Origin of the sequence: Psychrobacter sp. YP14, assembly GCF_003209315.1 — a bacterium.
GTDB classification, from domain to species: domain Bacteria; phylum Pseudomonadota; class Gammaproteobacteria; order Pseudomonadales; family Moraxellaceae; genus Psychrobacter; species Psychrobacter raelei.
In genome coordinates, this window is the sequence record NZ_CP029789.1 from 2,530,492 (window position 1) to 2,554,063 (window position 23,572).

24 protein-coding genes are annotated in these 23,572 nt (G+C 45.6%); 8 read left to right on the forward strand and 16 right to left on the reverse strand.

Features of this window, described 5'->3' with window-relative positions; all coding sequences use genetic code 11:
* Position 1: 1 nt before the first annotated feature.
* Positions 2-364 carry a response regulator gene (locus DLE54_RS10350; RefSeq protein WP_110817090.1) on the reverse strand — a complete coding sequence of 121 codons (363 nt, stop codon included), beginning with the start codon at positions 362-364 and terminating at the stop codon, positions 2-4.
* 101 nt (positions 365-465) lie between these two features.
* A complete protein-coding gene (pilG, locus tag DLE54_RS10355; RefSeq protein ID WP_110817091.1) occupies positions 466-855 on the reverse strand; it encodes a twitching motility response regulator PilG in 390 nt (129 codons plus the stop codon).
* Between the two features lie 700 nt (positions 856-1,555).
* On the opposite strand from pilG, the gene DLE54_RS10360 reads away from it, so the two are divergent.
* Positions 1,556-2,278, forward strand: coding sequence for a response regulator transcription factor (locus DLE54_RS10360; protein ID WP_011961373.1), 723 nt, complete (start codon positions 1,556-1,558; stop codon positions 2,276-2,278).
* 117 nt (positions 2,279-2,395) lie between these two features.
* Complete coding sequence (locus DLE54_RS10365) at positions 2,396-4,204, forward strand: sensor histidine kinase (protein WP_110817092.1); 1,809 nt, start codon at positions 2,396-2,398, stop codon at positions 4,202-4,204.
* Between the two features lie 120 nt (positions 4,205-4,324).
* Here DLE54_RS10365 and DLE54_RS10370 read toward each other — a convergent pair whose 3' ends face one another.
* Both DLE54_RS10370 and DLE54_RS10375 read right to left on the reverse strand, forming a co-directional pair.
* Positions 4,325-5,233: a histone deacetylase gene (locus DLE54_RS10370; RefSeq protein ID WP_110817093.1), complete on the reverse strand. Its 909-nt coding sequence runs from the start codon at positions 5,231-5,233 to the stop codon at positions 4,325-4,327.
* Positions 5,234-5,257: 24 nt separating this feature from the next.
* Complete coding sequence (locus DLE54_RS10375; protein WP_110817094.1) at positions 5,258-6,457, reverse strand: hypothetical protein; 1,200 nt, start codon at positions 6,455-6,457, stop codon at positions 5,258-5,260.
* Positions 6,458-6,843: 386 nt separating this feature from the next.
* Between DLE54_RS10375 and ccmA the strand changes: the two genes are divergently transcribed.
* The 5 genes from ccmA (at position 6,844) to ccmE (ending at position 10,159) form a co-directional block, all read left to right on the forward strand.
* Complete coding sequence (gene ccmA / locus DLE54_RS10380) at positions 6,844-7,611, forward strand: heme ABC exporter ATP-binding protein CcmA (protein ID WP_011961377.1); 768 nt, start codon at positions 6,844-6,846, stop codon at positions 7,609-7,611.
* Complete coding sequence (locus DLE54_RS10385; protein WP_110817095.1) at positions 7,608-8,318, forward strand: heme exporter protein CcmB; 711 nt, start codon at positions 7,608-7,610, stop codon at positions 8,316-8,318. Before ccmA ends, DLE54_RS10385 begins: the two co-directional genes overlap by 4 nt.
* Positions 8,319-8,502: 184 nt before the next feature.
* Positions 8,503-9,291, forward strand: coding sequence for a heme ABC transporter permease (locus DLE54_RS10390; protein WP_011961379.1), 789 nt, complete (start codon positions 8,503-8,505; stop codon positions 9,289-9,291).
* Positions 9,292-9,302: 11 nt separating this feature from the next.
* Positions 9,303-9,506: a heme exporter protein CcmD gene (ccmD, locus tag DLE54_RS10395; protein ID WP_110817096.1), complete on the forward strand. Its 204-nt coding sequence runs from the start codon at positions 9,303-9,305 to the stop codon at positions 9,504-9,506.
* A 125-nt stretch (positions 9,507-9,631) separates the two neighbouring features.
* Positions 9,632-10,159, forward strand: a complete 528-nt coding sequence (gene ccmE / locus DLE54_RS10400) for a cytochrome c maturation protein CcmE (RefSeq protein ID WP_011961381.1) — start codon at positions 9,632-9,634, stop codon at positions 10,157-10,159.
* Between the two features lie 93 nt (positions 10,160-10,252).
* On the opposite strand, the gene DLE54_RS10405 is transcribed toward ccmE, so the two are convergent.
* Both DLE54_RS10405 and DLE54_RS10410 read right to left on the reverse strand, forming a co-directional pair.
* Entirely contained in the window at positions 10,253-11,269 is a 1,017-nt protein-coding gene (locus tag DLE54_RS10405; protein ID WP_011961382.1) for a UPF0104 family protein, read from the reverse strand.
* 263 nt (positions 11,270-11,532) lie between these two features.
* On the reverse strand, positions 11,533-11,742 hold the full coding sequence (locus DLE54_RS10410) for a cold-shock protein (RefSeq protein WP_011959622.1): 210 nt from the start codon (positions 11,740-11,742) through the stop codon (positions 11,533-11,535).
* Between the two features lie 452 nt (positions 11,743-12,194).
* Between DLE54_RS10410 and DLE54_RS10415 the strand changes: the two genes are divergently transcribed.
* A complete protein-coding gene (locus DLE54_RS10415) occupies positions 12,195-12,653 on the forward strand; it encodes a universal stress protein (protein WP_011961383.1) in 459 nt (152 codons plus the stop codon).
* Positions 12,654-12,789: 136 nt separating this feature from the next.
* Here DLE54_RS10415 and DLE54_RS10420 read toward each other — a convergent pair whose 3' ends face one another.
* From DLE54_RS10420 to DLE54_RS10465, 10 genes are all read right to left on the reverse strand, one after another.
* Complete coding sequence (locus DLE54_RS10420) at positions 12,790-13,209, reverse strand: YbaN family protein (RefSeq protein WP_011961384.1); 420 nt, start codon at positions 13,207-13,209, stop codon at positions 12,790-12,792.
* Positions 13,210-13,215: 6 nt separating this feature from the next.
* Complete coding sequence (locus DLE54_RS10425; protein WP_110817097.1) at positions 13,216-14,256, reverse strand: ornithine cyclodeaminase family protein; 1,041 nt, start codon at positions 14,254-14,256, stop codon at positions 13,216-13,218.
* A gap of 143 nt (positions 14,257-14,399) precedes the next feature.
* Positions 14,400-15,743 carry a branched-chain amino acid transport system II carrier protein gene (gene brnQ, locus DLE54_RS10430; protein WP_110817098.1) on the reverse strand — a complete coding sequence of 448 codons (1,344 nt, stop codon included), beginning with the start codon at positions 15,741-15,743 and terminating at the stop codon, positions 14,400-14,402.
* 103 nt (positions 15,744-15,846) lie between these two features.
* The gene (locus tag DLE54_RS10435; protein ID WP_110817099.1) at positions 15,847-16,197 is read right to left on the reverse strand and encodes a hypothetical protein; all 351 of its coding nucleotides are present in this window, start codon (positions 16,195-16,197) and stop codon (positions 15,847-15,849) included.
* A gap of 50 nt (positions 16,198-16,247) precedes the next feature.
* Positions 16,248-17,699: a peptide MFS transporter gene (locus DLE54_RS10440; protein WP_110817100.1), complete on the reverse strand. Its 1,452-nt coding sequence runs from the start codon at positions 17,697-17,699 to the stop codon at positions 16,248-16,250.
* A 391-nt stretch (positions 17,700-18,090) separates the two neighbouring features.
* On the reverse strand, positions 18,091-18,561 hold the full coding sequence (locus DLE54_RS10445; protein ID WP_011961389.1) for a hypothetical protein: 471 nt from the start codon (positions 18,559-18,561) through the stop codon (positions 18,091-18,093).
* Between the two features lie 297 nt (positions 18,562-18,858).
* Positions 18,859-21,789, reverse strand: a complete 2,931-nt coding sequence (locus tag DLE54_RS10450; RefSeq protein WP_110817101.1) for a valine--tRNA ligase — start codon at positions 21,787-21,789, stop codon at positions 18,859-18,861.
* Between the two features lie 184 nt (positions 21,790-21,973).
* A complete protein-coding gene (locus tag DLE54_RS10455; protein WP_011961391.1) occupies positions 21,974-22,465 on the reverse strand; it encodes a YbjQ family protein in 492 nt (163 codons plus the stop codon).
* Between the two features lie 61 nt (positions 22,466-22,526).
* Positions 22,527-22,961 (reverse strand): YbjQ family protein, encoded by a 435-nt coding sequence (locus tag DLE54_RS10460; protein WP_110817102.1) that lies wholly within the window; start codon positions 22,959-22,961, stop codon positions 22,527-22,529.
* Between the two features lie 3 nt (positions 22,962-22,964).
* A complete protein-coding gene (locus DLE54_RS10465; RefSeq protein ID WP_011961393.1) occupies positions 22,965-23,516 on the reverse strand; it encodes a YecA family protein in 552 nt (183 codons plus the stop codon).
* Positions 23,517-23,572: the final 56 nt, after the last annotated feature.

Sequence of the window (23,572 nt, forward strand, 5' to 3'; positions counted from 1 at the left end):
GCTACCCTATGACCGAGTCGATGGTAGTCAGCAGTTCGGTCTCATTAACAGGCTTAGTTAGATAAGCCTTAGCGCCTTGTCTTTTGCCCCATACCCTATCGGTTTCTTGGTTTTTGGTGCTGATCATCACCACAGGAATATGACCTGTAGCCTCATTGCGAGTAATCTTACGTGTGGCCTGAAAGCCGTTCATTTCAGGCATAACAATATCCATTAAAATGGCATCGGGTAAGTGTATTTGCGCCTTCTCAATCCCTTGTTGACCATCAGACGCTTCTATCACTTCGTAGTTATTTTTTATCAATAACTCCCGAAAACGAGCCATCTCAGATTGTGAGTCTTCTACCACCAAAACCTTGTGCATGTGTTGTCCTTACTATCGATTCCCTGCGTCTTTTATAAGCCCGACTCTGTGCTTTGTATTTCCTAATTTTTGGGTACTACTTTTAGCATAAAACCAGCCGCTTAACGGTCGGCCTTGTGATGCTGCTGAATGGCCGTATATAGCTCATCTTTACTAAAGGGCTTGGTCAAATACTCATCTGCCCCCACAATGCGTCCGCGCGCTTTATCAAACAGACCATCTTTTGAGGACAACATAATCACTGGGGTATCGGCAAAGTCTTTGTTATTTTTTACAATGGCGCAGGTTTGATAACCATCTAAGCGCGGCATCACCACATCAATAAAGATAATCTCAGGCTTGTAGTCGGCTATCTTGGCCAAAGCCTCAAATCCATCTACTGCAGTGACCACATCACAGCCCACTCTTTGTAATAACATCTCGGCTGTACGTCGAATGGTTTTTGAATCATCAATCACCATCACCTTTAGCCCCTCAAAACTTATGTCCATTGCACCTACCCTATATGTAAAACGCTTTTTTTTAAACAGTTTTTATCTTTATTGGTACACTAATATGATATCCATTGCTTGTTTGATATGCGCTTTTGCCGCTTATCTAAGCCTTTAGTTATCTGAGTTACTCACGATTACCCTCACAGTTACTCCTGTCATTTTTAGCATAAAAATACAGGGTTTACTACTTGTTTCCCCATAGACACTCAAAGTTTTTAATGACAACCCTCTCTAAGCAGTTAATTTAATCACATTAATCACTGCCAATCCGCTTTATACTGTACTTAGCTTATCTCTATTAGGCCATATAGATGGTGTATTATCAAACCTACTGTATATTTTTATTTGACAGTTGTAGCAATCTAGACAATTTAGACTTAACAATCTGTGTGTAACAATAGCGAGAAAAAGTAACAAACTGTGTATTGTTATGATAGGCACACCTTAGGCATTATAGTTATAATAGTGCTTACTGGGCGTGCAACATTTATTTACACCGGCTCAATTGTTAATGGCATTTATAGCCCCATTAAGCCCTTAAGTTAAGCCATTTTATTACTTCGGCACTTAATTACTTAAGGTCATAAAAGATAGGTCCTAACTTAAAACAGCCGCCCAAGCTGTTAATAACCAATAATCATCACAAAATTAACAGCCAAGCCAGATGATTCAATTTTTATAATTTTTAAGGATAGTTATGAGCAAGCAAATACTCCTGATCGAAGATGATCCTGATTTAGCAGAATTAATTAGCGATTACTTGGCAATGAATTATTATGAGGTGCACCATGCGCCCACAGGTCAAGAAGGTCTTGATATTCTTGACGCCAAAGAACGCGCCATCGACTTAATTATCCTAGACTTAATGCTACCGGATATGGATGGTATGCAGGTTTGCCAAAAAATCCGTGGCGGTAAAAATAGCCAAACCAATAAAGTGCCTATCGTTATGTTGACCGCCAAAGGCGATACGACCGACCGAGTACTGGGTCTGGAGATGGGCGCAGACGATTATATTTCAAAGCCATTCGAGCCTCGTGAGCTGTTGGCTCGTATTCGTGCCGTACTGCGTCGTCATGAGCAGCCAAATCAAGCTGACAGCCAGTCTGACAGCTTAACGTTTGGCCGCTTAAGCGTATTCCCTGATAGTCATGAAGTCACCATTGATGACAAGCCTGTCCGTTTAACCACCCATCAATTCCAGCTGCTCCACTACTTCGCCACCCATGCAGGTAAGGTATTAAACCGTGAGCAGTTGTGGCAAGCCATGCCCAATGATGACAGCTCAGATAACATTGATCGCGCAATTGACGTGCACATCTCAAGACTGCGTGCATTAATTGAAGACAACCCACGTCAGCCTAAACGCATCATTACTGTGCGCGGTGTCGGCTATCAATTTGCTACCGATCAAGTTTAATTCGGTTCGATATTCTACAATTGATATTCTACGGTTGATATCTACCATCCATTGAGGGTCTAAGCAAAACCGGTTGGCTTAGACCCTCAATTACTCTCATCTAGATTAGATAAGCTTATGCCCCGACTGCCTCGATTTGGTTTTACCTCTGTTTTTAATAAGCTATTTACCAGTGTGGTGTTGACGCTGGTTTTTTTTGCGGCGGCCATGATTACTTTGATGAACATGGTGCACAACAACTCTGCAGATGCAAGATGGGAGGTACTGGCAAAACAAATTGTCAGCCAAGTTGACCCGTTTATTGACGAATTAGACAATGCCACTACCATGAACGAGCTGTTACAGGCCCGATTTATGCTGGCTGTCATAAAAAAAAGCTTCGATGTTTTTGATGAATCCCTACAAGCCAAAATGGGGCTTTATGACCGCAAGGGTCATTTGTTAATTCAAACTGACGATAGCGACTTGCCCAAGACCCTACCCGAGGACCCCTCGTTAATCTCGCGTATGCTACCGGCTTTTTTCTCCTCGGATCAGGTGAACGTGCAGGCCATGAGTGATCGTGGCTATACCTTGCTGTATGAGCCACGCAATCCCCCAAAACGCTCTGAATTATGGGCGGTACTCAATATATTCACCGGTACTTTGGCCTTAATTGGTCTGATGTCGGCCGTGCTGTGGTGGATTGCGCACTCTATGACCTGGCGCATTAATCAGATGAGCAAACAGATGGCTCAGCTTGGTGAGGGTAATTTTAGTGTGCGGGTGCCTGCCAAAGGGACGGATGAGATTGCCAGTCTGGCACGCGGCTTCAACCAAGCAGCACAAAAAATTGAGCAGCTTATCAATGCCAATAATCTATTGCTGGCGCATGCTTCACATGAGCTACGCACGCCCATTACTCGTATTCGTCTGCAGATTGAGATGATGGAGATGCTGTCTAATGAGATGTCCGAGGGCACCAAAGCCAAGTTCCATAAACGGGCACAAGCTGTCAATCGTGACCTCACTGGCCTCAATGACTTGGTGGAGAGTATCTTACTGGTGAGCCGCTTAGATGCCGGTCACGCTGCCCAAGCAAATGAACGCTTTGACTTTTTTGAACTGGTCAATCAAGAGTGCCAGCATTACCCTGAGGCCACTTTATACGGCAAATCTTTGGTAATTGAAGGTCAGCCTAAGTTGCTGATTCATTTGATACGCAATCTTTTAAATAATGCCCTTATCCATGGTCAGCCGCCCATTGAAGTGCATGTTTACGGCGTGGTCAATCAAAAAGATGCGCTGTATCCGCCCAAACAGCTGCTGGATCAAATTGCGCTATCACATGCTGAAGATGAGCTAGAAGTGTTAGAGGACTTAGCTGAATACGAGAGTGAGGCGAATTTACCAGCGCTCGGCACAGAGCAGGCAAGTGAGGAGGCAGATCAATCGCCTGAGCAAGATGAGGATGAGCACCAAAGCCTAATCTCTGACGCTCAAGAGGTCGCCGATGACCAAAGCGCAGACAGCACACCCAATACAGTCGCTGCTAAAGAGGCAGATGAGGGTAAAGATAAGGCCGACAAGCTCAAAAAAGTCGATAAAAAAGCAAAATCTGAGAGCTCTAAGCTCAATGACATGAGCTTTGCCAAACGCTTACGCCGGCCAAAAGCTGAGCCCATTGCCCAGCCCAACTATGTGGTATTGGCGGTGATAGACCAAGGTAAAGGCATTCCAGTTGATAAGCGTGAGGAAATATTTAGTCCCTTTGTGCGTCTACAGCAGCAAAAGAAAGGGTCAGGACTAGGTCTGTCCTTGGTGGCACAAATTGTAGAGGCACATAATGGTCGCATCCGCACCGATACCTATAATGGTCGTACCCGCTTTATCGTGCTGTTACCGGTCAATGATAAGGTGACGGTGGAGAAACCGAGTTTTTCTTAATAAAAAATGCCCCTGCTATTACCTCACGTAAGCTTACGGATCACCTGAGGGACACGGACGGTGATACGACTCACTGCTACTGGGGTAATTGTCATTGCAAGAGCGAGGCCAATCTTCACCCTAGTCAGCAAAAAATATCTGTTTGGCCAATCTAAAAGTGTTGCAGTGGGCCTCTACCACCTGTTCCACCTCTTCTGAATATCCGCCGCCCATGACAATGGCTATTGGGATATGATGCGCTTTGGCCTGAGTTAGCACAAACTCATCACGTGCTTTGCAGCCCTCTAAACTTAGGGCCAGCTTACCCAGCTTATCACTGGCCAGCACATCGACCGCTGATTGATAAAAAATTAAATCAGGCTCATGCTCTGCAATTAACTTAGGCAAGGTGTCTTTTAACAGAGTCAGATAAGTGGCGTCATCGGTATCATTAGGCAAATCTATGTCTAAATCTGAGGGCGGCTTACGAAATGGGTAGTTTTTTTCACCATGCATACTAAACACAAATACCCGAGGCTCATTGGCCATAATACTGGCATTGCCATTGCCTTGGTGCACATCTAAATCCACAATCAAGATTTTGCTTGCCTGCCCTCGTGAGAGCAGCAAATTACTGGCAATACACACATCATTGAACACACAAAACCCCTCACCATGATCGGCAAAGGCGTGGTGTGTACCACCTGCGACATTAAGAGACACCCCGTACTGCTTGGCGTACAAGGCACACTCATAAGTGGCATGGGCAATATAACGCCCCCGCTCAACCAACTGAGGTGTCATCTCAAAGCCGATGGCACGGGCGTCTTTGCGTGGTAAAGTTTGGTTTTTTAATTTATCCCAATACTCAGGAGTATGGGTGGTTAGAATCTCTGCCTCGCTGACCTTGTCCGGTGCAAAAAAGTTGTCCTGAGTCAGTGTGCCTTCTGCAAGTAAACGCTCAGGTATCAGCCGATATTTTTGCATCGGGAAACGGTGTTTTTCGGGCACGTCATATAAGTAAATGGGTGAAAAAGCAATTTTTAACATAACCGTATAATCATAATATCTAAGCTACTGCGTAACTCGGGTAGGCAAAAAGAAGGTTTTATCCATCTGCGCCTTGTGCAGCTCTTGTAATATGGTGGATAACTCAAAGTCTTCAGGATTACTGGCCAATAAGTCACTAAATAAGGGAGAAAAAGAAGCCGTCATTGCCATCACCCCTTTGAGCAAGTAACTGATGACTGTAGGTGGTACGATACCACCGCTGGCATTGATAATCGGCTCTAAATCTAACGAGTTTTTAAAGCGGATCTCGCCATCTCGAATATCAATCTCTACGCAGCCGAGCATCATATCGTAGTTCAGCTGAGTGGCCAGTGCCAGGCCTGCTTCTAAGTGGGTTTCAGGTAAGCTAAATGGCAACACACCGTACATGGCCACCAGTTGGGTGTGCTCATGGACTCGTATCACACAGCCCCACTCTACTTCATTGGCATCAGGTGTGCTGCCTGTGCCAGGTCGTCTTTGCCCCTCACTGCTCTGATCAGCATCAACATCATAGTCACCCGTGGTGTCATTATAGTAGCGCATTGCCATAGAAATATGGTGCACGTTTCGTTTAGTAATGCTGCCTTGGTATTTTTGGGTCTGGTTGCCGGAGGGAGTATCTGCCGTCTCTTCACTTGAGTCGTTAACCTCACTGCTTTCGACCGGATCATGATAATAGTAGTTTAAATCGCTGGCTTCCAAAAAATCCAAAATACTATCGGTAATGGGGTTTTGCGAATACTGAAAAGAAGCGGTGCGCATTTTCATGTTATCGGCATTATCTAGATTAGATAAGCTGATAAATTTGGCAGGCGCTTCATCCACTGCTGCGGCATCGATACTGTCCTCATCAGAAAAATAACTGGTGCTTTCGTAGCCACTGGGGGTCATCTTATGCGCATCACTGGTGCCAGGCTGCTGTGTGCGACTTTTTTGATAATCGTATCGCTCGCGTTTAGGTGGCTGTGCTTGCATCACATCTGCTGTTAGCCGCTCAGGTGAGGCTTGCTGGTCGAGCTCAAAAGCTGACGTAAGCTCCTGATGCTCAGCATTAGACATCTGTGTTGGCTCACGTGTCTGACTCAATGGCGGCGTGGCCGAAGACTCAGAGAAACGGTGCGCTGTGGTCAACGTCTCGGCCTCACTTTTTATGATATCGGACTTTGCCGTTATTAAATATTTTAATCGTTGCCAAAAAGATGGCTTTTTTTGTGAGCTCATAATAGGGACAATACGTTAGTTGTGGGTCGAGGTTTGATATACTATGCACTATAATCTGTATCAGGCGATGGCCTATTAAAGCTATATGACGGCTAGGCGCTCCGATTGCAATAGCCTGAGCGCCACAAACACGGACATAAATGCCAACAGCTTTACAGTTAATATCCCTATATTAAAGCACAATCACCTCACACTGCGCTAAAAACGCACATGGAGGCGAGTTTATTTGTAACTTGGACCGCTTGTGTCGTCAAAAGTATGGCGGCAAATGCAGTATCAAATGCAGTATAAGGTCCATTACGCGGCATAAATCACAAGGGATACCCTAAACTCACACTAATGCGTAAGCTTAGTTGTCTGTCCACCTTTTTATACATCAGGCCACCATGCACCCCACAACCTCGACACATTCAGCTCACATAAATGCCTCTGATAGCCCCTCTACGCCGGTGCTGGTCTTACAAGACCTTACCGTACAGCGTGGCGACTTTCCACTGTGTGAAGGGGTGATGCTGCAGCTGTATACTGGCGATATTTGCCATCTTATTGGCGCCAACGGTACCGGCAAAACCACGCTATTGATGCAATTGGCCGGACTATTACCGCTGCTTGAAGGCAAGGTGCTGTATCAAGGCCAAAACAGCTTACCGATAGCACCTGTCTATGTTTCGCATCAATTGGGTATCCATCCAAGCCTCACCGTTAAGCAAAACCTTAGTTTTTTATTGAACCTATATGGTATTGAGCCAAGCAATGCTCAAATTGAAGCAGCACTGGACTGGGTCGGACTGTCAGGGTTTGAGAACATGGGTAGCAATCAGCTCTCAGCGGGTCAAACCCGCCGTGTTACCTTAGCGCGTTTGTACCTGATGACGCCACAGCACACGCCTTTGTGGTTATTAGATGAGCCGTTTACGGCATTGGATGTGGCCATGGTGGCACGGTTGCAGCAGCAATTAAACAGTTTTGTGAACGCAGGCGGTGCGGTATTAATGACCAGTCACCAGCCGGTAGAGGTCGCCAATAAGCAGCTGGATTTATCTGGTTACCTGCCCTCTTATTCAGGCAGTGATGATTTAGACAGTGATGACAATTTTGCGTCATATGCTTATGATGACGATCACTATGACCCTAATAATCAGGGAACACTATGAGCCACAACCCATTAAACCCAAACCAAGCAACTTCTGTCGGTATCAGCACTGCTCGACTATGGCGCCGTGAATGGCAGGTCAAGCAGCAAGGTGCCGTTCAATGGCTGTATCCTTTGGTGTTGTTTTTGGTGATTATCACCTTATTTCCACTGGCAGTCGGCAGCGAGCCACAATTACTGCACCGACTAGGCGTGCCGGCTGTATGGATAGCGGCTCTGCTGTCGTTGGTGATGGGCGTAGATGATTTGTTTAAGCCGGCAATGGACAATGGTACCTTAGCACAGCTGATTGTCTCTAAGACCTCGTTACCGCTTTGGGTGCTTATTCGTCTTAGCATTCACTGGATATTTAGCAGCGGCTTTGTGGCACTTTTAAGTCTACTGGCGATACTGTTATTTGGATTATCTTGGGGAGAAGCGGGCGCACTTTTGGCCTCTATTGTCGTGGGTAGCCCTATGCTGCTTATGCTATCGGCCATCGCCAGCAGCCTGACCTTATCTTTAAAAAATGGCGCAGTTTTGGTGCCTTTAATTGCCTTGCCGATGCAGTTGCCGGTGCTGATATTTGCCACAGGAGCGGTTGACTTGTACGCGACAGGCCTCAATGGTCTGCCCATATTGGCCTTATTGGCAGCCGGTAGTATCTTATCGATCCTCATTACACCTTGGGTGATTGCTATGACTCTGAAGATGGCATGGCTTAACTGAGGCCAATATTTGCTATAATAGTTAAACATTAGATAAAGTATTCATTGTAGTAGGCACTACGGCAGGCGAGCCCCTTTATATCAGGAATCCATGGCTTAACTTACCGAGCGCCTCACTGACTCGTGTGTGGGACTGTTTGCCCACACTTCCTTGCTCACACTGTGGCTTACAAGGTCGTTTTATTATGCCAAACGCTAATTTATCACCTCAAAACCCGGGCTTTTTTTCACGCCTATGGCAGGGCTTTTTGGCCACTGTTGGTACCCGTGAATTCTTTCGTATCTTCACGCCTTGGGTAAAGTGGCTGGCGGCATTGGCCACTATTATGTTGGTAGTCGGCAGTGTTTGGGGGCTGGCCTTTGCGCCACCTGATTATCTACAAGGCAACAGCTATCGCATTATTTTTATCCATGTGCCTGCTGCCGGTATCGCCTTATCTATTTATTTTGCGCTTGCGGTACTGGGCGTGATATTTTTGGTGTGGCGTATTAAGACCGCCAACCTAGTGGCTCAAGCAATCGCCCCCATCGGATTTATGCTGTGTGTTTTAAGTTTAATAACAGGATCAATTTGGGCCAAGCCGACCTGGGGTACTTTTTGGGTATGGGATGCTCGCCTGACCTCGATGCTGATTTTAGCGTTTTTATACGCAGGTGTGATGGCGCTATTTGCCGCCTTTGAGCATTCACCAAACCGCGGTAAAGCTGCTGCTATTTTATCGATTGTGGGTGCAGTTAACCTACCCATTATCAAGTACTCAGTAAACTGGTGGAACACCCTACACCAAGGCTCTACCATTACCCTCACTGAAGCACCAAAGATGTCATTAGATATGTTGGCGCCTTTACTATTGATGATTATTGGTAGCTACCTGTTGGTGGCCGCCTTAGCCATTTATCGCACCAACACCCTTATCCTACGCCGCGATCAAAATAAGGCTTGGGTCAAAGAATATGTGCGTGACGCCAAATAAAGGAGCGACTTATGCAGCCGTATTTTTATAGCTTTCAAGAGTTTTTGGCCATGGGTAAGCATGGTATGTATGTCTGGAGCACTTGGGGTCTTACCTTAATTGTGGTACTGGGCTTTGTCTTATATAGTGTGCACCAACGTCGCCAACTGGTCAAAGATCTAAAAATCCAGCATACCCGTCAACAGCAGCGCAAGCAAGCTCAGCGCCGCCCGTAAGCAATACTCTATCTGACTAAATTAGGCCTGTTTTTTGGCGCATGTTTTTATAATGGCTCAAAAACAGAACCCAACTTTTGCAACAACACTCAATGATTTGAGCGTATTAAATAAAAGGCAATCTTATGAATGCTGTACGTCGTAAAAAACTGATATGGGTCGCGGCTACTTTAGCAGGCGCTATTATTGCCGTGCTATTGGTCATCTACGCCATTGGGCAGCAGACTGACTATTACTTTGACCCGACTGCTATTGCTGCTGGGGACGCACCTCAGAATAAACGCATTCGTGCAGGCGGTATGGTGGTGAAAGACAGTGTGCGTCGTGACCCTAACGATGACTTGAAAGTACAGTTTGAGATCACTGACTTTAATGCCACCGTGCCTGTCAGCTATCAGGGCATCTTACCGGATTTATTTGCAGAAAACTCCGGCGTTGTTGCCACAGGAGAGATGCAAGGCAAGGTGTTCGTTGCCAGCGAAGTATTGGCCAAGCACGATGAGAACTATATGCCTCCTGAAGTTGCCGCCTCGTTAAAAGAAGACCATGCTGCCAAAGGGGTTACGCCCACCTCAGAGCAGTTTAGTCCCGCCATTCCAGTCAAACAAACAGCGGGCGAAGGTAACCACACCACAAGCACCCTACAAGAGTAATGCGGCCATCTGCTAAGGGCAGATAACTTATCACCAAAAAAAAGCGGAGATAGCAATTATCTCCGCCTTTTTTAACCACTCATTTTAGACACCTTAATCTTGGCGTAACCAGCGTAGCCAAACTTCATGGCCAATAAAGAACAGCACTGCTAAGAAAAATGGCAGAAGGTAATACAGCAGTCTAAACACCAGCAATACGGCCAGTAAATAGGTCTTATCGACTGTGGGCAAGGAGGCCATCATAGTTAATTCAAAAACACCAAGTCCACCAGGCACATGACTTAAGATTGCCAAAATCATCGATTGGATAAAAGCTGAAAACACGGTGAAATAGCCAACACCAGCATCATGCGGCAATAATAAATACAGCACAAAAGCCACACTGGCTAAGTCCACAATAGAGATGATAATCTGCTTAATCATCATCGTCGCAGGCGGTAAATCAAAGCGCCAACCTTTTACCTGAATATGGCGGCCTTGTCTGCCCGACCAAGCTATTAGACCAGCTACCATGGCAAGTAGGCCCAAGCCCAAACTACGAATCACCGACGCATTGCGCAAAAACTCAGGGATATCAATAGAGACTTCTGCCAACTGCAAGTCGAGCTGATTCATCATAGTGACCGTGGCTTCTGGGTTAAATGCCAAGGACAAAGATACCAAGGTAGTAATACCAAAGGTAAAAGCCATGGATACCAACCACACCACATTGGCGATATTTTCAGGGCGTATCTTATTGACCCCATACATCCTAAAACGGACACCAGAGGCGGACAAAATGGCCAGCCCTATGGTGTGACCGATCGCATAAGCCGTAAACGAGGTAAACGCCACCTTTTTAAACGGTAGAGCGATATTCATGTGTTTAAAGGCGATGGTGTCATATAGAGTAAGCACCAAATAGCCAAAGGCAACCACCAATAATGCCCAAAAGATATCTAAATTGGGGATTTGTTCAATGGCTAAAAAAATCTCGGAGAGGCTAATGCTGTGGGTGATGGTGTATAGGGTTTTTATGGCAAGTACGAATATAACCAATGCCAATAAAAAAAGCACACCTCTAAGCAAGATGGCTTTTGGATTTATGACGGTTTTTAGGTTAATAGACATACAGGCACTTTATCAAGACGCTATAAATTCAAAGAAGATTACCGCTGTGAATAACAGACTGATAATTATAGTGCATATAATAACAGTCTGAGCCCTCAGTTTGTGTATTAATGCGATTTAGCGGGCATTTTAGGCACAAATTTTTTTTACTTAAAGTAGCGATTAAATAACGGACACAAAAAAACGAGCCAAAGGCTCGTTTTTTTTGATTCATCTAAAGTAATGAGTGTTTAATGATCACCACTTTAAATCATCATCGCTAATTAGATAGCTGTGATACCGTGAGCTTGTGGGCCTTTAGCACCTTGAGTTACAGTGAACTCAACTTCTTGGCCTTCAGCTAAGGTTTTGAAGCCTGAGCTTGCGATTTCGCTGTAATGAGCGAAAACGTCTGGACCAGTTTCTGGAGCGATAAAGCCAAAACCTTTAGCTTCGTTAAACCACTTTACTGTACCTTTGATAGTATCTGACATATATATAATCCTAATTTTAAAACATAATGACCAATTTGGTCGGTAACGCTCTGAGCAACTACGGTAAATCTTAAAACGGAGGATTAATGCTAATACTACGAGGTAATGATTTGTTGTGGGCTTCTCTCAAGCAGGAGCCTAGTATAGGGTGACAACTCCCCTTTAGCAAGCTTTATTTTAAAATAACTTAAAAAAACAGAAAAATTTACTAAAAAATATGCCGTTAATCGCTGTCAGAGGTGAGTATGCGGCGCTATTCATGTCACAAAATTAGTTATGTTTACCCAAAAATGAGGCTGCATATCTATTAAAATAAGCTTATGATAGTATTAAACAGTAAGGCATATATCATGCAATCAGCCTCTAACAATATGCCACTATCATTGCCATTAACTGCGCAGCTAAGCATGCCCGTTAATGTATCTTTCACTCTGTTTGATATAGGTGTTGCCATGAGCTATAAACATATTTTGCTCGTTACTGACTTACGCTCTGATGCCGACGTTGTTGCCCAAAAAGCCAAATACATTCACTCACGTCAACAAGATGCACAGCTGTCAGTACTACATATTATTAAAGATACGATGGTAGGCTTTGGATATGAAATGGTCCCTGCTGCCAGTCTTTATGATGAGATAGATGATGAGCGCTGCAAAAACGCAAGAGGTGATTTGATTGAGTTTCTCAAGCGAAACGGTCTAGACTGCAAGAGTCAGGAAGTCACCACCGCTATTTCAAATAGCGAGGGTATTATTAACTATTGTCATAAAAACGACGTGGATTTAGTCATTATCGGTCGCCATGAGCGCCATGGTATCTCCGCTTGGATTAACGGCGCGACGGTAGATGCTATTTTGCCCAATGTCTCTTGTGATGTGTTGGTAGTCAGACTAGAAAAGCCGGTAAAATAAAGCTTGACTGTGCTTGAGCCGAAGAGCTGCACCGTCCCATCAAGCCGCTTGGGTGGACAATGAGCGGATAAATGGTCTGTAGTAACAGCCTATAGCCCATTGTGCATAGATAGATAGACATAGACATAGCAGTCTATCAGGCGTCAGGCAACCGCCATAGATAGACGCCGACACAAAAGCAAACCAAGGCCACCGTCCATGCCACCCAAGCTTTGGCCTCAGGTACTGTCAACAGCAGCATGCTGCTTGAGAAGCCCATCATAATACACGCCAGCCATTTTGCTCGGCGTGGCACAGCTCGGCGCTCCTCCCAGTCTCGAATGTACTTACCCATGTGTTTGTGATTAATAAGCCACAAATAAAAACGCTTAGATCCGCGAGCCCAGCACCCTGCTGCGAGTAAAATAAAAGGAGCCGTGGGCATAACGGGCAACACCGCCCCTATCACGCCGAGTGCAAAAAATACAAACCCCAAGATGAGATATAGCCAGCGCATGTGGGCATACTTCGAGGGGTTTATGCGTCCGGTATGTCGATACTTAGTTTGTTCGGTCATATAAACTTATAGCGCTACAGCCTGTCCAAGCCCATCACGCTTCGCCAATTGGGCAATCTTGAGTGCCACAGCTGCATCAAAACTTGCAGCCCCCACAGATTTAAATAAGCTGAGCTTGCTCTTCGCCTGCTCATCGCTTAGCTGTAATTTACCATTGACCAAGTCCATTAGCTGGCCACTTAGCTCATCCCAGCCCCAATCGCAGTCAGCATTGTCATCGGCCTGAATTAGGTCACCCGCTTCATGCTTACCGCCCTCTAGATCATCGATTACCACATAGTCACAAGCGGCAATTACCGAATCACTCACCTCTTTCATATGCGGCTGATAAGCACCGACCGCATTAATATGGGCATTGGGTTTAATCTGCTCGATTTCAAACAGCCCTTGGGTGGCCCGTGTGGCCAAATTAATCACATCCGCCTCTGCCACAGCCGCTTCAATAGACTCACATACCTTAACGCTGATACCTTGCTGGGCCCACTGCGGGTAATCAGCAATAAACTGTGCTTTAAACTGCTGGGCTTTATCACCACTGCGGTTCCATAAGTTCACTTGGCGAATGTTAGGACATACGGTTAACACCGCATTAAGCTGCTCATAGGCCATGCCGCCGGTGCCAATGACAGCCACAGTTTGGCTCTCAGGATTGGCCAAGTACTTAGTGGCAACCCCAGACAAAGCCGCCGTACGAACTTGAGTGACATAGATGCCATCCATAAATGCCAAGGTATCCCCTGTCGCAGTATCTGATACAGTAATGGTAGCCACAGTAGTTGGCTTCTGGCGCTGCGGATTGTCTGGGCAAATAGTGACCAATTTGACCACAGCATACTCCTGCTCGCCATCGAATACGACAGAGGGCATGGACAAGTGCGAGCCTTGCTGATGCGTGTCTGAATCTTTATTGGTGGGAATGACCAAGCGCTCGGGCGTCTTGACCCAATTTGGGTGCTCAGTCTGACGGATGAGTAGCTGTTCAATGGCCTCAATTGCCATGGACATAGTCAGCTGCTGCTTAACGGTTTCCATGTTTAATACTTGCATCATTATTCCTTTATCATTTTATTTATAGATATATTATAAAGGAAGTATGCTAGCAGCACACAGCGGGCGCAAACAATAGGCGAAATGTCAAATTTTGTCAGAATACCTCAACGCTAAGCCCGCTGTTAATACACTACTTTGGGCTATATTGCCTGATCAGATCGTTTGATAACAAAACCCAGCAGTGCCATTAAAATGGTCGGTACTATCCAGCCTAAGCCCAGCTCAGCCATAGGCAGCTTCTCAATTAAGCTGTGCCAAGGCAGTGGACTGCTCACCAAATTGCTCAGCATGTCATTAAAGGCGAACAAGGTAGCTGTTCCTACACCGAACACATAGGTCAAAGGATGCTTAGCAATCATAGGATGTATCAAAGACAACAGAACTAAGGCGATACTAATGGGATATAAAAATACCATAATGGGCACCGCTATGGCCAAGATGCTGTCTAGTCCCAGATTTGAGAACAAAGCACCCAGCACAGTGAAGATGAGCACATAAACGCCATAACCAATCTTAGGATAGACTTGATTGGCAAAGCTTGAACAGGCATTAATTAAGCCAATACAGGTGGTTAAACAGGCCAAAATAACAATCATACCAAAGGCCACGTTCCCAGCATTGCCCATCAGTTGCGTGGCAGCACTCGATAGCAGCACCGCTCCATTTTCATAGCCCTCAGGACGATACATACCACGGCCAATCCAAGCCAGGCCAAAGTAAATCAGACCCAAAAATAGACCCGCCACCAATGAGGACTGAATCATTACTTTAACCAACTGCTGGGGCGCCAAAGGTGCCTGACCCGCCGCCTTAGTCGAGCCCATAATGGCATTGGCCAATACCGTACCAAAGGCCAGGCCTGCCAGCGCATCCAACGTAAAATAGCCCTCGATAATGCCCGCTGACAGAGGATTGCTGTTAAATTGCTCTGAGGGCGCATGCACGCTTGGCGTCAGATGCATAAAAGCCAGACCGCAAAGCAGTGCAATCACCCCGAGCAGTACCGGAGTCAATACCTTACCAATGATATCCACCAAGCGACCTGATTTAAGGGCGCATAAATAACACACGCTAAAAAACACCACCACATAAGTAATCAGACTTATGCCCTCGGGCAAGTTTATAAAGTGGCGAAAGCCCATCTCATAACCCACGTTAGCAGCGCGCGGAATACCGTACATCGCACCAATAGACAGATAAATTAAGATGGCAAAAACATAAGCAAATACCGGATGCACTCGGCGCCCCAAACCCAACAACTCTCCACTAGACTTGGCAATGGCAATGAGGCTGAGCATTGGTAGTGCAATGGCAGTAACGATAAAACCGATGACTGCAGGCGTAAAGTTAAGCCCAGCATTCATCCCCAACATAGGCGGAAAAATTAAATTACCGGCACCAAAGAAGAAGGACAACAGCATAAACCCTAAGAATAAGGGATTGCTGGCTGAGGAAGAGGGGTTGACTGCGTGATCTTTGTCCATGAAGGGGCCACCTGATTGAATCCGGCACATCGTATATGCACTAAAAAATGGCCAATTGTATAGCAACACCAAGCGTATGGCAAAAACTACTGATATCAGCGCTTTAGCCCCAGCTAAGTAGGCCTTTTACGCACAGTAGCAGTAGCGCTGAGATGCCCAGTCCCAATGCCCCTGCTCGCTTAAAAACAGGATTGGGCATCTTTAGGCTCAAGGTCGTGTAGATAATTAACAGATAACTGCTAAAGGGTAACAGCAGCAATACCATGATTAAATAACCAAACCAAGGCCAATGTTTTATGGGCTCGAAATGCAAAGTCAGAGTCAATAGCAGCGCCAAAAGATAACCTAGCATAACAAGACTGGCATAAATGGCTGCCCTATCTAGCAACTTATGACGCCGCCACAATAACCATAAAGCTGGCAGAAGTAATAACAGTAACAGCTTTATTATCATAGTTTTATTATCATAGTTTTGACGTCTTAGAAGTAAGTTAGGTAAATAGGCTAATGTTGGCCATGTTGTGACTGCTGCTGATCCCAGTCATCGGCCGCTTTAAGCATCTTTTTGATCAGTATCGCCGATAAAAAAGCCACCACAGTGAGCACAACCGCAAAGATTGTAAGCGTCATAAAGAACCCACCGTAACTCTCTACCGCTATTGCTTGGGTCAGTTTAGTCCCTTTATCCAAAGCAATTGAGGTTGAAAACACCGCTCCAATAATGCCGCTCACTGCCATAGCCACCATAAATAGGCTCACTGAAAAGCTGGCAATGGCCTTGGGCGCAACTGATAAAATATATGCCACCACCAGACTGCCTACCACCACCTCAGCAAAGGCTTGGAAGAAATGTACCAGTAAAAATATCTCTGGTCTTAAAATGGTATCAGGGCCAATGTGCAATAAAGAGACGGTTAAGATAGCAAAAGCTATGGTTGTTAGAATAAAGGCCACACCCACTTTGACCGGTGTGCTTAAGAAGATATCACGCTTCTCTAAACGATTGGTAATAAAAGCAATCACAGGACCTGCCACTGCACACCATAGGGGGTTCATAACCAACGAGCCTTCTGGCTGAATTGGAATTATGCCAAATAAATCACCACGCATGGTGTTAATCGCCACGATATTCATTGAGGTCATCATCTGCCCGTAGTACACAAAAAAGGCGATACTCAATAGCACCATGATCAAGATAGTTCCCATACGCAGCGCCGTTGATCGGGCAGCTTTGAGCATCAATACCACAAAATAACCTATCGCTGCAGCACTGATGGCATAAACAATGTATTGCCCTATATCCATGTCACTAAACATATAAAATACAACGGCAATCATTAATGCACTAAGCCCAAAAAACTTTAGCCAGCTTTGTACAGAAACCGGTGTTTTATCAATCTCATCGGCATGGGTGACCAAGGGTTTGCGTATCAATAATAGGGATAACACACCCAGCCCCGCCATAATGGCTGAAAGCATAAAGTTACCTTTATAGCCAATAATCAATGTCAAAAACGGAAACACATACTGACCCAAAAAAGCCCCTAAATTATTCACCGAATAGTTAATTGGATATACTTTTTCAAAGTCAGCTTGTGAGGCAAAAGTGGTCTGAAATAAGGTCGGATAATTGGGTGACATCAGCCCGCGGCCATAGCTGGCCAAAGCAATCCCCATTAAACTTAGCGGCACATTGACCCCTACGGCACTAATCATAAGCAGCACATAGCCCAAGGTAAAGGCGACATAGCCCACCACCAAGGAGCGGTACGCCCCCAAAAACTTATCACCAATAACGCCGCCAGCAATAGAAAACAAAGTGCCCACAGCACCAAAGGCACCAATAACCATCAAGGTATCAGCTTCACTGTACTGTAATTTTTCTAAGAAAAACGGAGTAAGGACAATCATTACCCCATAAAACGAGAAGCCAAAACCCATTTGGCAAAACATCATTACTAGGTTTCTTTTATTAAACACTGGGTACCTCTCGCATGTGCAATCAAAAAAATAAAGCCACCCAAACGGTGACTTTATTATGGCTGTTAAGGATAGATAATTTCGAATTTCGACAGAAATCGGCTATTTTATCTTAATTCGGCACTCATGGTTAAGCCAAATACTCGGTTTTTGATGAAATACTGCGTCTACAAAAAAGGCCACTGATTTTCATCAGCAGCCTGTTATCAATTGCTTGTAAAGTCACCATTAATCTGTATTTAATGTCCGGTAGTGCCGCCCACCAATCCAGTGACTGTGCACGCACTCAAAAATATCGAGCTGGTTAGTATAATGGCCAATGCCCGTGTGGTCTTGTTAATTAAAGTTAGCATAGCCGCTCCTTAATTTATAGTGAGCAAACAGGCTCTAAACGGCTCTTATAAACATAAGAGTAATTTTGGCCATTTGGGTAAGCACGCTGTAGCTCAGGCTCATTAAAGGTTTGATTTAACATAAGCGATTGTTTTGGCGCAAACTTAGTGGCCTTGATATAAGAAAAAACAGGCTGATTTTGATACTGTAGTCCAACGGCGTTAGCAGTCGGTACCAGCTTATATTGCTCCATGCCTATTTGCTGATAAGTACCGTCAGCATAGCACTTAAAGCGGTAATTCTGGCTCATGCCATTGTTGAAGCTGACGACTGATGCCTCGCCATTTATCGCTGAGGTCATGGCCCAATAGCCCTCAGATATGCCTTGAGGCAACTGGTAGGCATTGCTAGTTGAATTGGGCGCCATACCAGTGCTGGCACAGCTTGATAAAAATAAGGCGCTACTGATGATGGTAGCAGCTGAAATCTTCATACGATGACTCATAATCGTTCCTCTGATTCAATCCTTGATAAGGAGAAGGTAGGTAAACAGTAACTATTAGCAATTTACTATGTTAGCAATTTACTATGGTAGCTTACTTTGCTGTGCCAATCGTTTACCAACTTAGGTGTCATTGTAGGTTTTTTATGTTTAATCGATAACTGTTGATTGGGTATAAATACCCTGTTTAGTCGTAAACTTAACTAAAAAAATGGCGGCCCCAATATAAAATTGAAGCCGCCATAATAAGGTAAATACAAAATAAAAACAGTAAAGCTAGCTGTCCAATGACTTTAGAGATTATAGTGCTTTAAGCTGAGCCATCTGTTCGCTCATCACTTTTAACTGACCTTCAAGTTCCTCAAGCTTGGCTTTTTCTGCAGCAACCACTTCAGCAGGGGCTTTACTAACAAAGCCTTCATTACCCAACTTACGTGCGATGCCATCCGCCTGCTTTTGCAGTTTTTCTTGTGCTTTTGACAGACGGCCTAGCTCAGCTGTTGGGTCAATAAGACCTTTCATAGGTACCATCACCCGCAGCTTGCCGACCATACTAGAGGAGGATAATGGCACTTCATCACCGTCATTTAGGATGGTTAGGCTCTCAACTTTGGCCAGCGCTTTAAACTGGTTTTCAATACGATGTAGGCGCTCAGTTTGCTCCGCTGTGATGTTCTCAAGCAGTACCGGCAGACGTACTGCGTTACCCAGCTTCATCTCACCACGGATATTGCGTACGCCAGCGATAAGCTCTTGTAACCAGGTCATATCGGCTTCAACTTGAGCGTTAATTTGCGACTCATTGACCTCAGGGAACTGGGCAATCATAATGCTGTCAGTATCTCTGCGCTCTAATAGCGGTGCAATGGTCTGCCAAATCTGTTCTGTCAAATACGGCATGACAGGGTGAGCAAAGCGCATCGCCGTCTCTAATACATGTAGCAGCACATAACGAATCTGCGCCTTACGCTCACTCGATACCGTGTCATCATTTAAGCTGGCTTTAGCAAGCTCCACATACCAGTCACAGTACTCATTCCAGATAAATTCATAAATATCATGGCTGACCATATCTAAGCGATACTGCTCAAAGTGCTGCTTGATATTGGCAATGGTCGAATTTAGACGGCTGATAATCCACTGCTCAGGTAGTTCCCACACTTGGGTATTGGGCGCCTTATCGATGGCCAGCGCATTGCCCTGTTTGTCAACACAGTTCATCAGTACAAAGCGGCTGGCGTTCCAGATTTTGTTACAGAAGTTGCGATACCCTTCGACACGTTTTAAATCAAAGTTAATGTCACGGCCGGTGCTGGCAAGCGAGGTAAAGGTAAATCGCAGCGCATCAGTACCAAAGGCTGGAATACCCTCTGGAAACTCTTTGCGGGTTTGTTTTTCAATCTTGGCCGCATCTTTAGGGTTCATCATGTTGCTGGTGCGTTTTGCTACCAAAGATTCCAGATCAATACCATCAATCAGATCGATGGGGTCAAGCACATTACCTTTAGATTTTGACATCTTCTGGCCCTGACCATCACGCACCAAACCGTGCACGTAGACCGTCTTAAATGGTACTTGCGGCGTGCCATCTTCATTCTTCATAAAGTGCATGGTGAGCATAATCATACGCGCCACCCAGAAGAAGATAATATCAAAGCCGGTTACCAATACGCTGGTCGGGTGAAAAGTCTGTAGCGCTTTTTGGTCTTGTGATTCATCGCCCCAACCTAGGGTGCTAAAGGTCCATAGACCTGAGCTGAACCACGTGTCTAGCACGTCTTCATCTTGGCGCAGCTCAATGCTGTCATCAAGATTGTATTTGCTGCGTACTTCGGCCTCATCACGTGCCACATAAATGTTGTCGTCGTTGTCATACCAGGCTGGGATGCGATGACCCCACCACAATTGACGGCTGATACACCAGTCCTCAATGTTGTTCATCCATGCCATGTACATGTTTTTGTACTGTGCAGGCACAAATTCAATACGGCCATCTTCCACCGCTTCAATCGACGGCTTCGCCAATTGCTCTACTGCCACATACCACTGATCGGTTAGCCAAGGCTCAACGATAACCCCACTGCGATCACCGCGAGGCGCTTTAAGCTGATAGTCCTCGATTTGATCCAGCCAGCCCTCAGCCTGAGCCTGCTCAACCAACTGCTTACGGGCGTCAAAGCGCTCAACACCGGCATAAGCTTCAGGGGTTTTTTCAAGCTTAGGCTCACGGGTCTGCAGATCTGGATAAATCTCCATCTCGGGCAGTATATGGGCGTGTGCATCAAAGATATTGATAAGCGGTGTATTATGACGACGGCCAAGCTCATAGTCATTAAAATCATGCGCTGGGGTAATTTTTACCACACCGGTACCAAAGTCGCTTTCAACATAGTCATCAGCCACGATAGGCACTACGCGGCCGGTAATCGGCAAGGTAATGGTCTGGCCGACCAAGTGGGTATAGCGCTCATCTTTTGGGTTCACGGCTACTGCGGTATCACCAAGCAAGGTCTCAGGACGGGTGGTTGCTACCACAACATAATCTTTGCCGTCTTGGGTTTTGATAGATTTGTCAGTGAAATAGTAGCGAAAATGCCACAGTGAGCCTTTTTCGTCATGGTTTTCTACTTCTAAGTCTGACAGTGCGGTTTGAAACTTAGGATCCCAGTTCACCAGACGCTTACCGCGGTAAATTAGACCTTCATCATGCAAGCGTACGAATACTTCTTTTACCGCGTTTGATAAGCCCTCGTCCATGGTAAAGCGTTCACGCGACCAATCCACGGATGAGCCCAAACGGCGAATCTGACGGGTAATGTTACCGCCCGACTCTTCTTTCCACTCCCAAACCTTATTGATAAAATCTTCACGAGTTAAATCAGTACGCTTAATACCTTCTGCATTTAAACGGCGCTCTACCACCATCTGTGTGGCAATACCGGCATGGTCTGTGCCCGGCTGCCACAATGTATTGTCGCCCAGCATACGATGATAACGGGTGAGCGAGTCCATAATGGCGTTGTTAAAACCATGACCCATGTGCAAGCTGCCAGTCACGTTAGGTGGTGGCAGGGCAATAGAAAACGACTCATCGCTGTTATATTTGGGCTGAAAATAACCACTTTCTTCCCAGCGCTGATACATACCCTGTTCAACTTCACCGGGATTATAGGCGTTTTCAAGTTGTTTTAGGGCCGATTGAATAGAGGCAGTAAGATTTTGATTGCTCATAATAAAAGTGTCTTATTGTTGATGAGAAATTTATAAAATAAAGGCAGATACAAAGACGTTAATGGGTATGATTTTAACGCAGATAGCAGGATTTTGTTAGAGGTTAAGCCAATTTAGCTCAGCACGTCTTGACTTCCTGCCCTCCCTAAAATGAGGGGATCGCTACAGCTAGACGATAAAACAGCTATAAGGGTAATGGCGGCGGGATTTTTGGATTGCCCACAGTATAAACCGCCGTGCCATAAGCAATGGCTTCCACCATACTTCCGCTAATATTGATACTGGTGACCTCCAAGCGCAGACCATAGACTTGATTGTAGCCCAAAAACTGCGCCTCAAGCTTCATGCGAATTACCGCCTCACGCCGAGCCCTATCAAGTAGCGTCTCATAGGTGGTGAGGTTTTTACCAAACACATTAAGCACCCGAGCGACTATCATCTTAAAGTAATCTTGAGCAATCACCACACTGCCCATCACCAACACTGGCTGAGTGGCATCGGCAATGATCGGCTGATAAAAACGTTCAGTTGAGACAATGATGTGCCCCAGCTCTTTTTCGGTGCTATCTAGACGCTTAAGATGATCATTTTCGTTATAACGACCAAACACCCATCCAATAAAAAACAGCCCAATAAAAACTATATTATCGATAAAAAAGTCAAAAACAGTATCCATGAGCGCCGCCCCCTAGCTTAGGTCTTGAGTAAGACAGCCTGATTGACTCAACTTAAGCGCTCTAGTCATACGGCGTATGGTCTATAGGCGGTAGTGGTGGTACGGCTATAGGCTCAGCAGGCGGCGCGCTTTGAGGTGCACTGCTTGGTTCAGCAACACTCGCTGGCACCGGATTGGCAACCGCTCTAACAGCAGTGCCATAGACAAAAAGCTCAGAGGCACCTTGAGCAATACTTGAGGTCGAAAAACGCAGTCCCACCACCGCATCAGCCCCTAGCGCCTCGGCCTTCGCCAACATGCGATCTATCGCCTCTTGCCGCGACTCTTCTAATAGCTCGGTATAAGCGGTCAATTCGCCACCCACGATATTTTTTAGGCTGGCAAAGATATCCTTACCCACATGCTTTGAGCGCACGGTACTGCCATACACCACATCTAATCGCTCAGTGATGGTGTAGCCTGGCAGGTGTTCAAGATTGGACAGTAGCACGCTCATCACTTACTCGTCAGTGTTAAATAACAAAAACAGCTCGCTTAGATTGCCTTCAATACTATTAGCCATTTGGGCCAAAGCATCGTCATCGCGGCGGATAGCGGCCAAATCCTCATCCTCTTCACCGTCCACAGTATCTATACCACTAAATACCATCATCGGTAAAGTCAGCATGGCCACATCTTCAGAGCTGTCTTCATCGCTAAACCAGTCCACATTCTCATCGCCATACATAGCATCAACGAAGCCGATGGACCAAGCGGTAAGCTCTGAGTCGGGTGAAAAATCCATCTCACCAGAGTCTTCATCGATATCAAGCGGTAAGGCAATACCCTCTTCGCTTTGTAAATCTTCTAGAAGCTCAGCACGCCACTCTTTTACTGCCGCTTTCACTGCAGCATCAACTTGGGCATCTTGGCCTTCAAATAAGAGCGACAACCAGTTTGGTAATGGCTTACCGACGATGGTAGCGGTCAAAAATCCGTGGGTAGCCACGCTATCAAGGCCATGTTTGTTGGCATCAGAATCTAAGAAGTCTTGTAGCTCATCTAAGGTCATAGGGGTCTCTTTATTGGGTGACAAATTGGGTGGTCAGTTGGGTGATAAATTTGGGG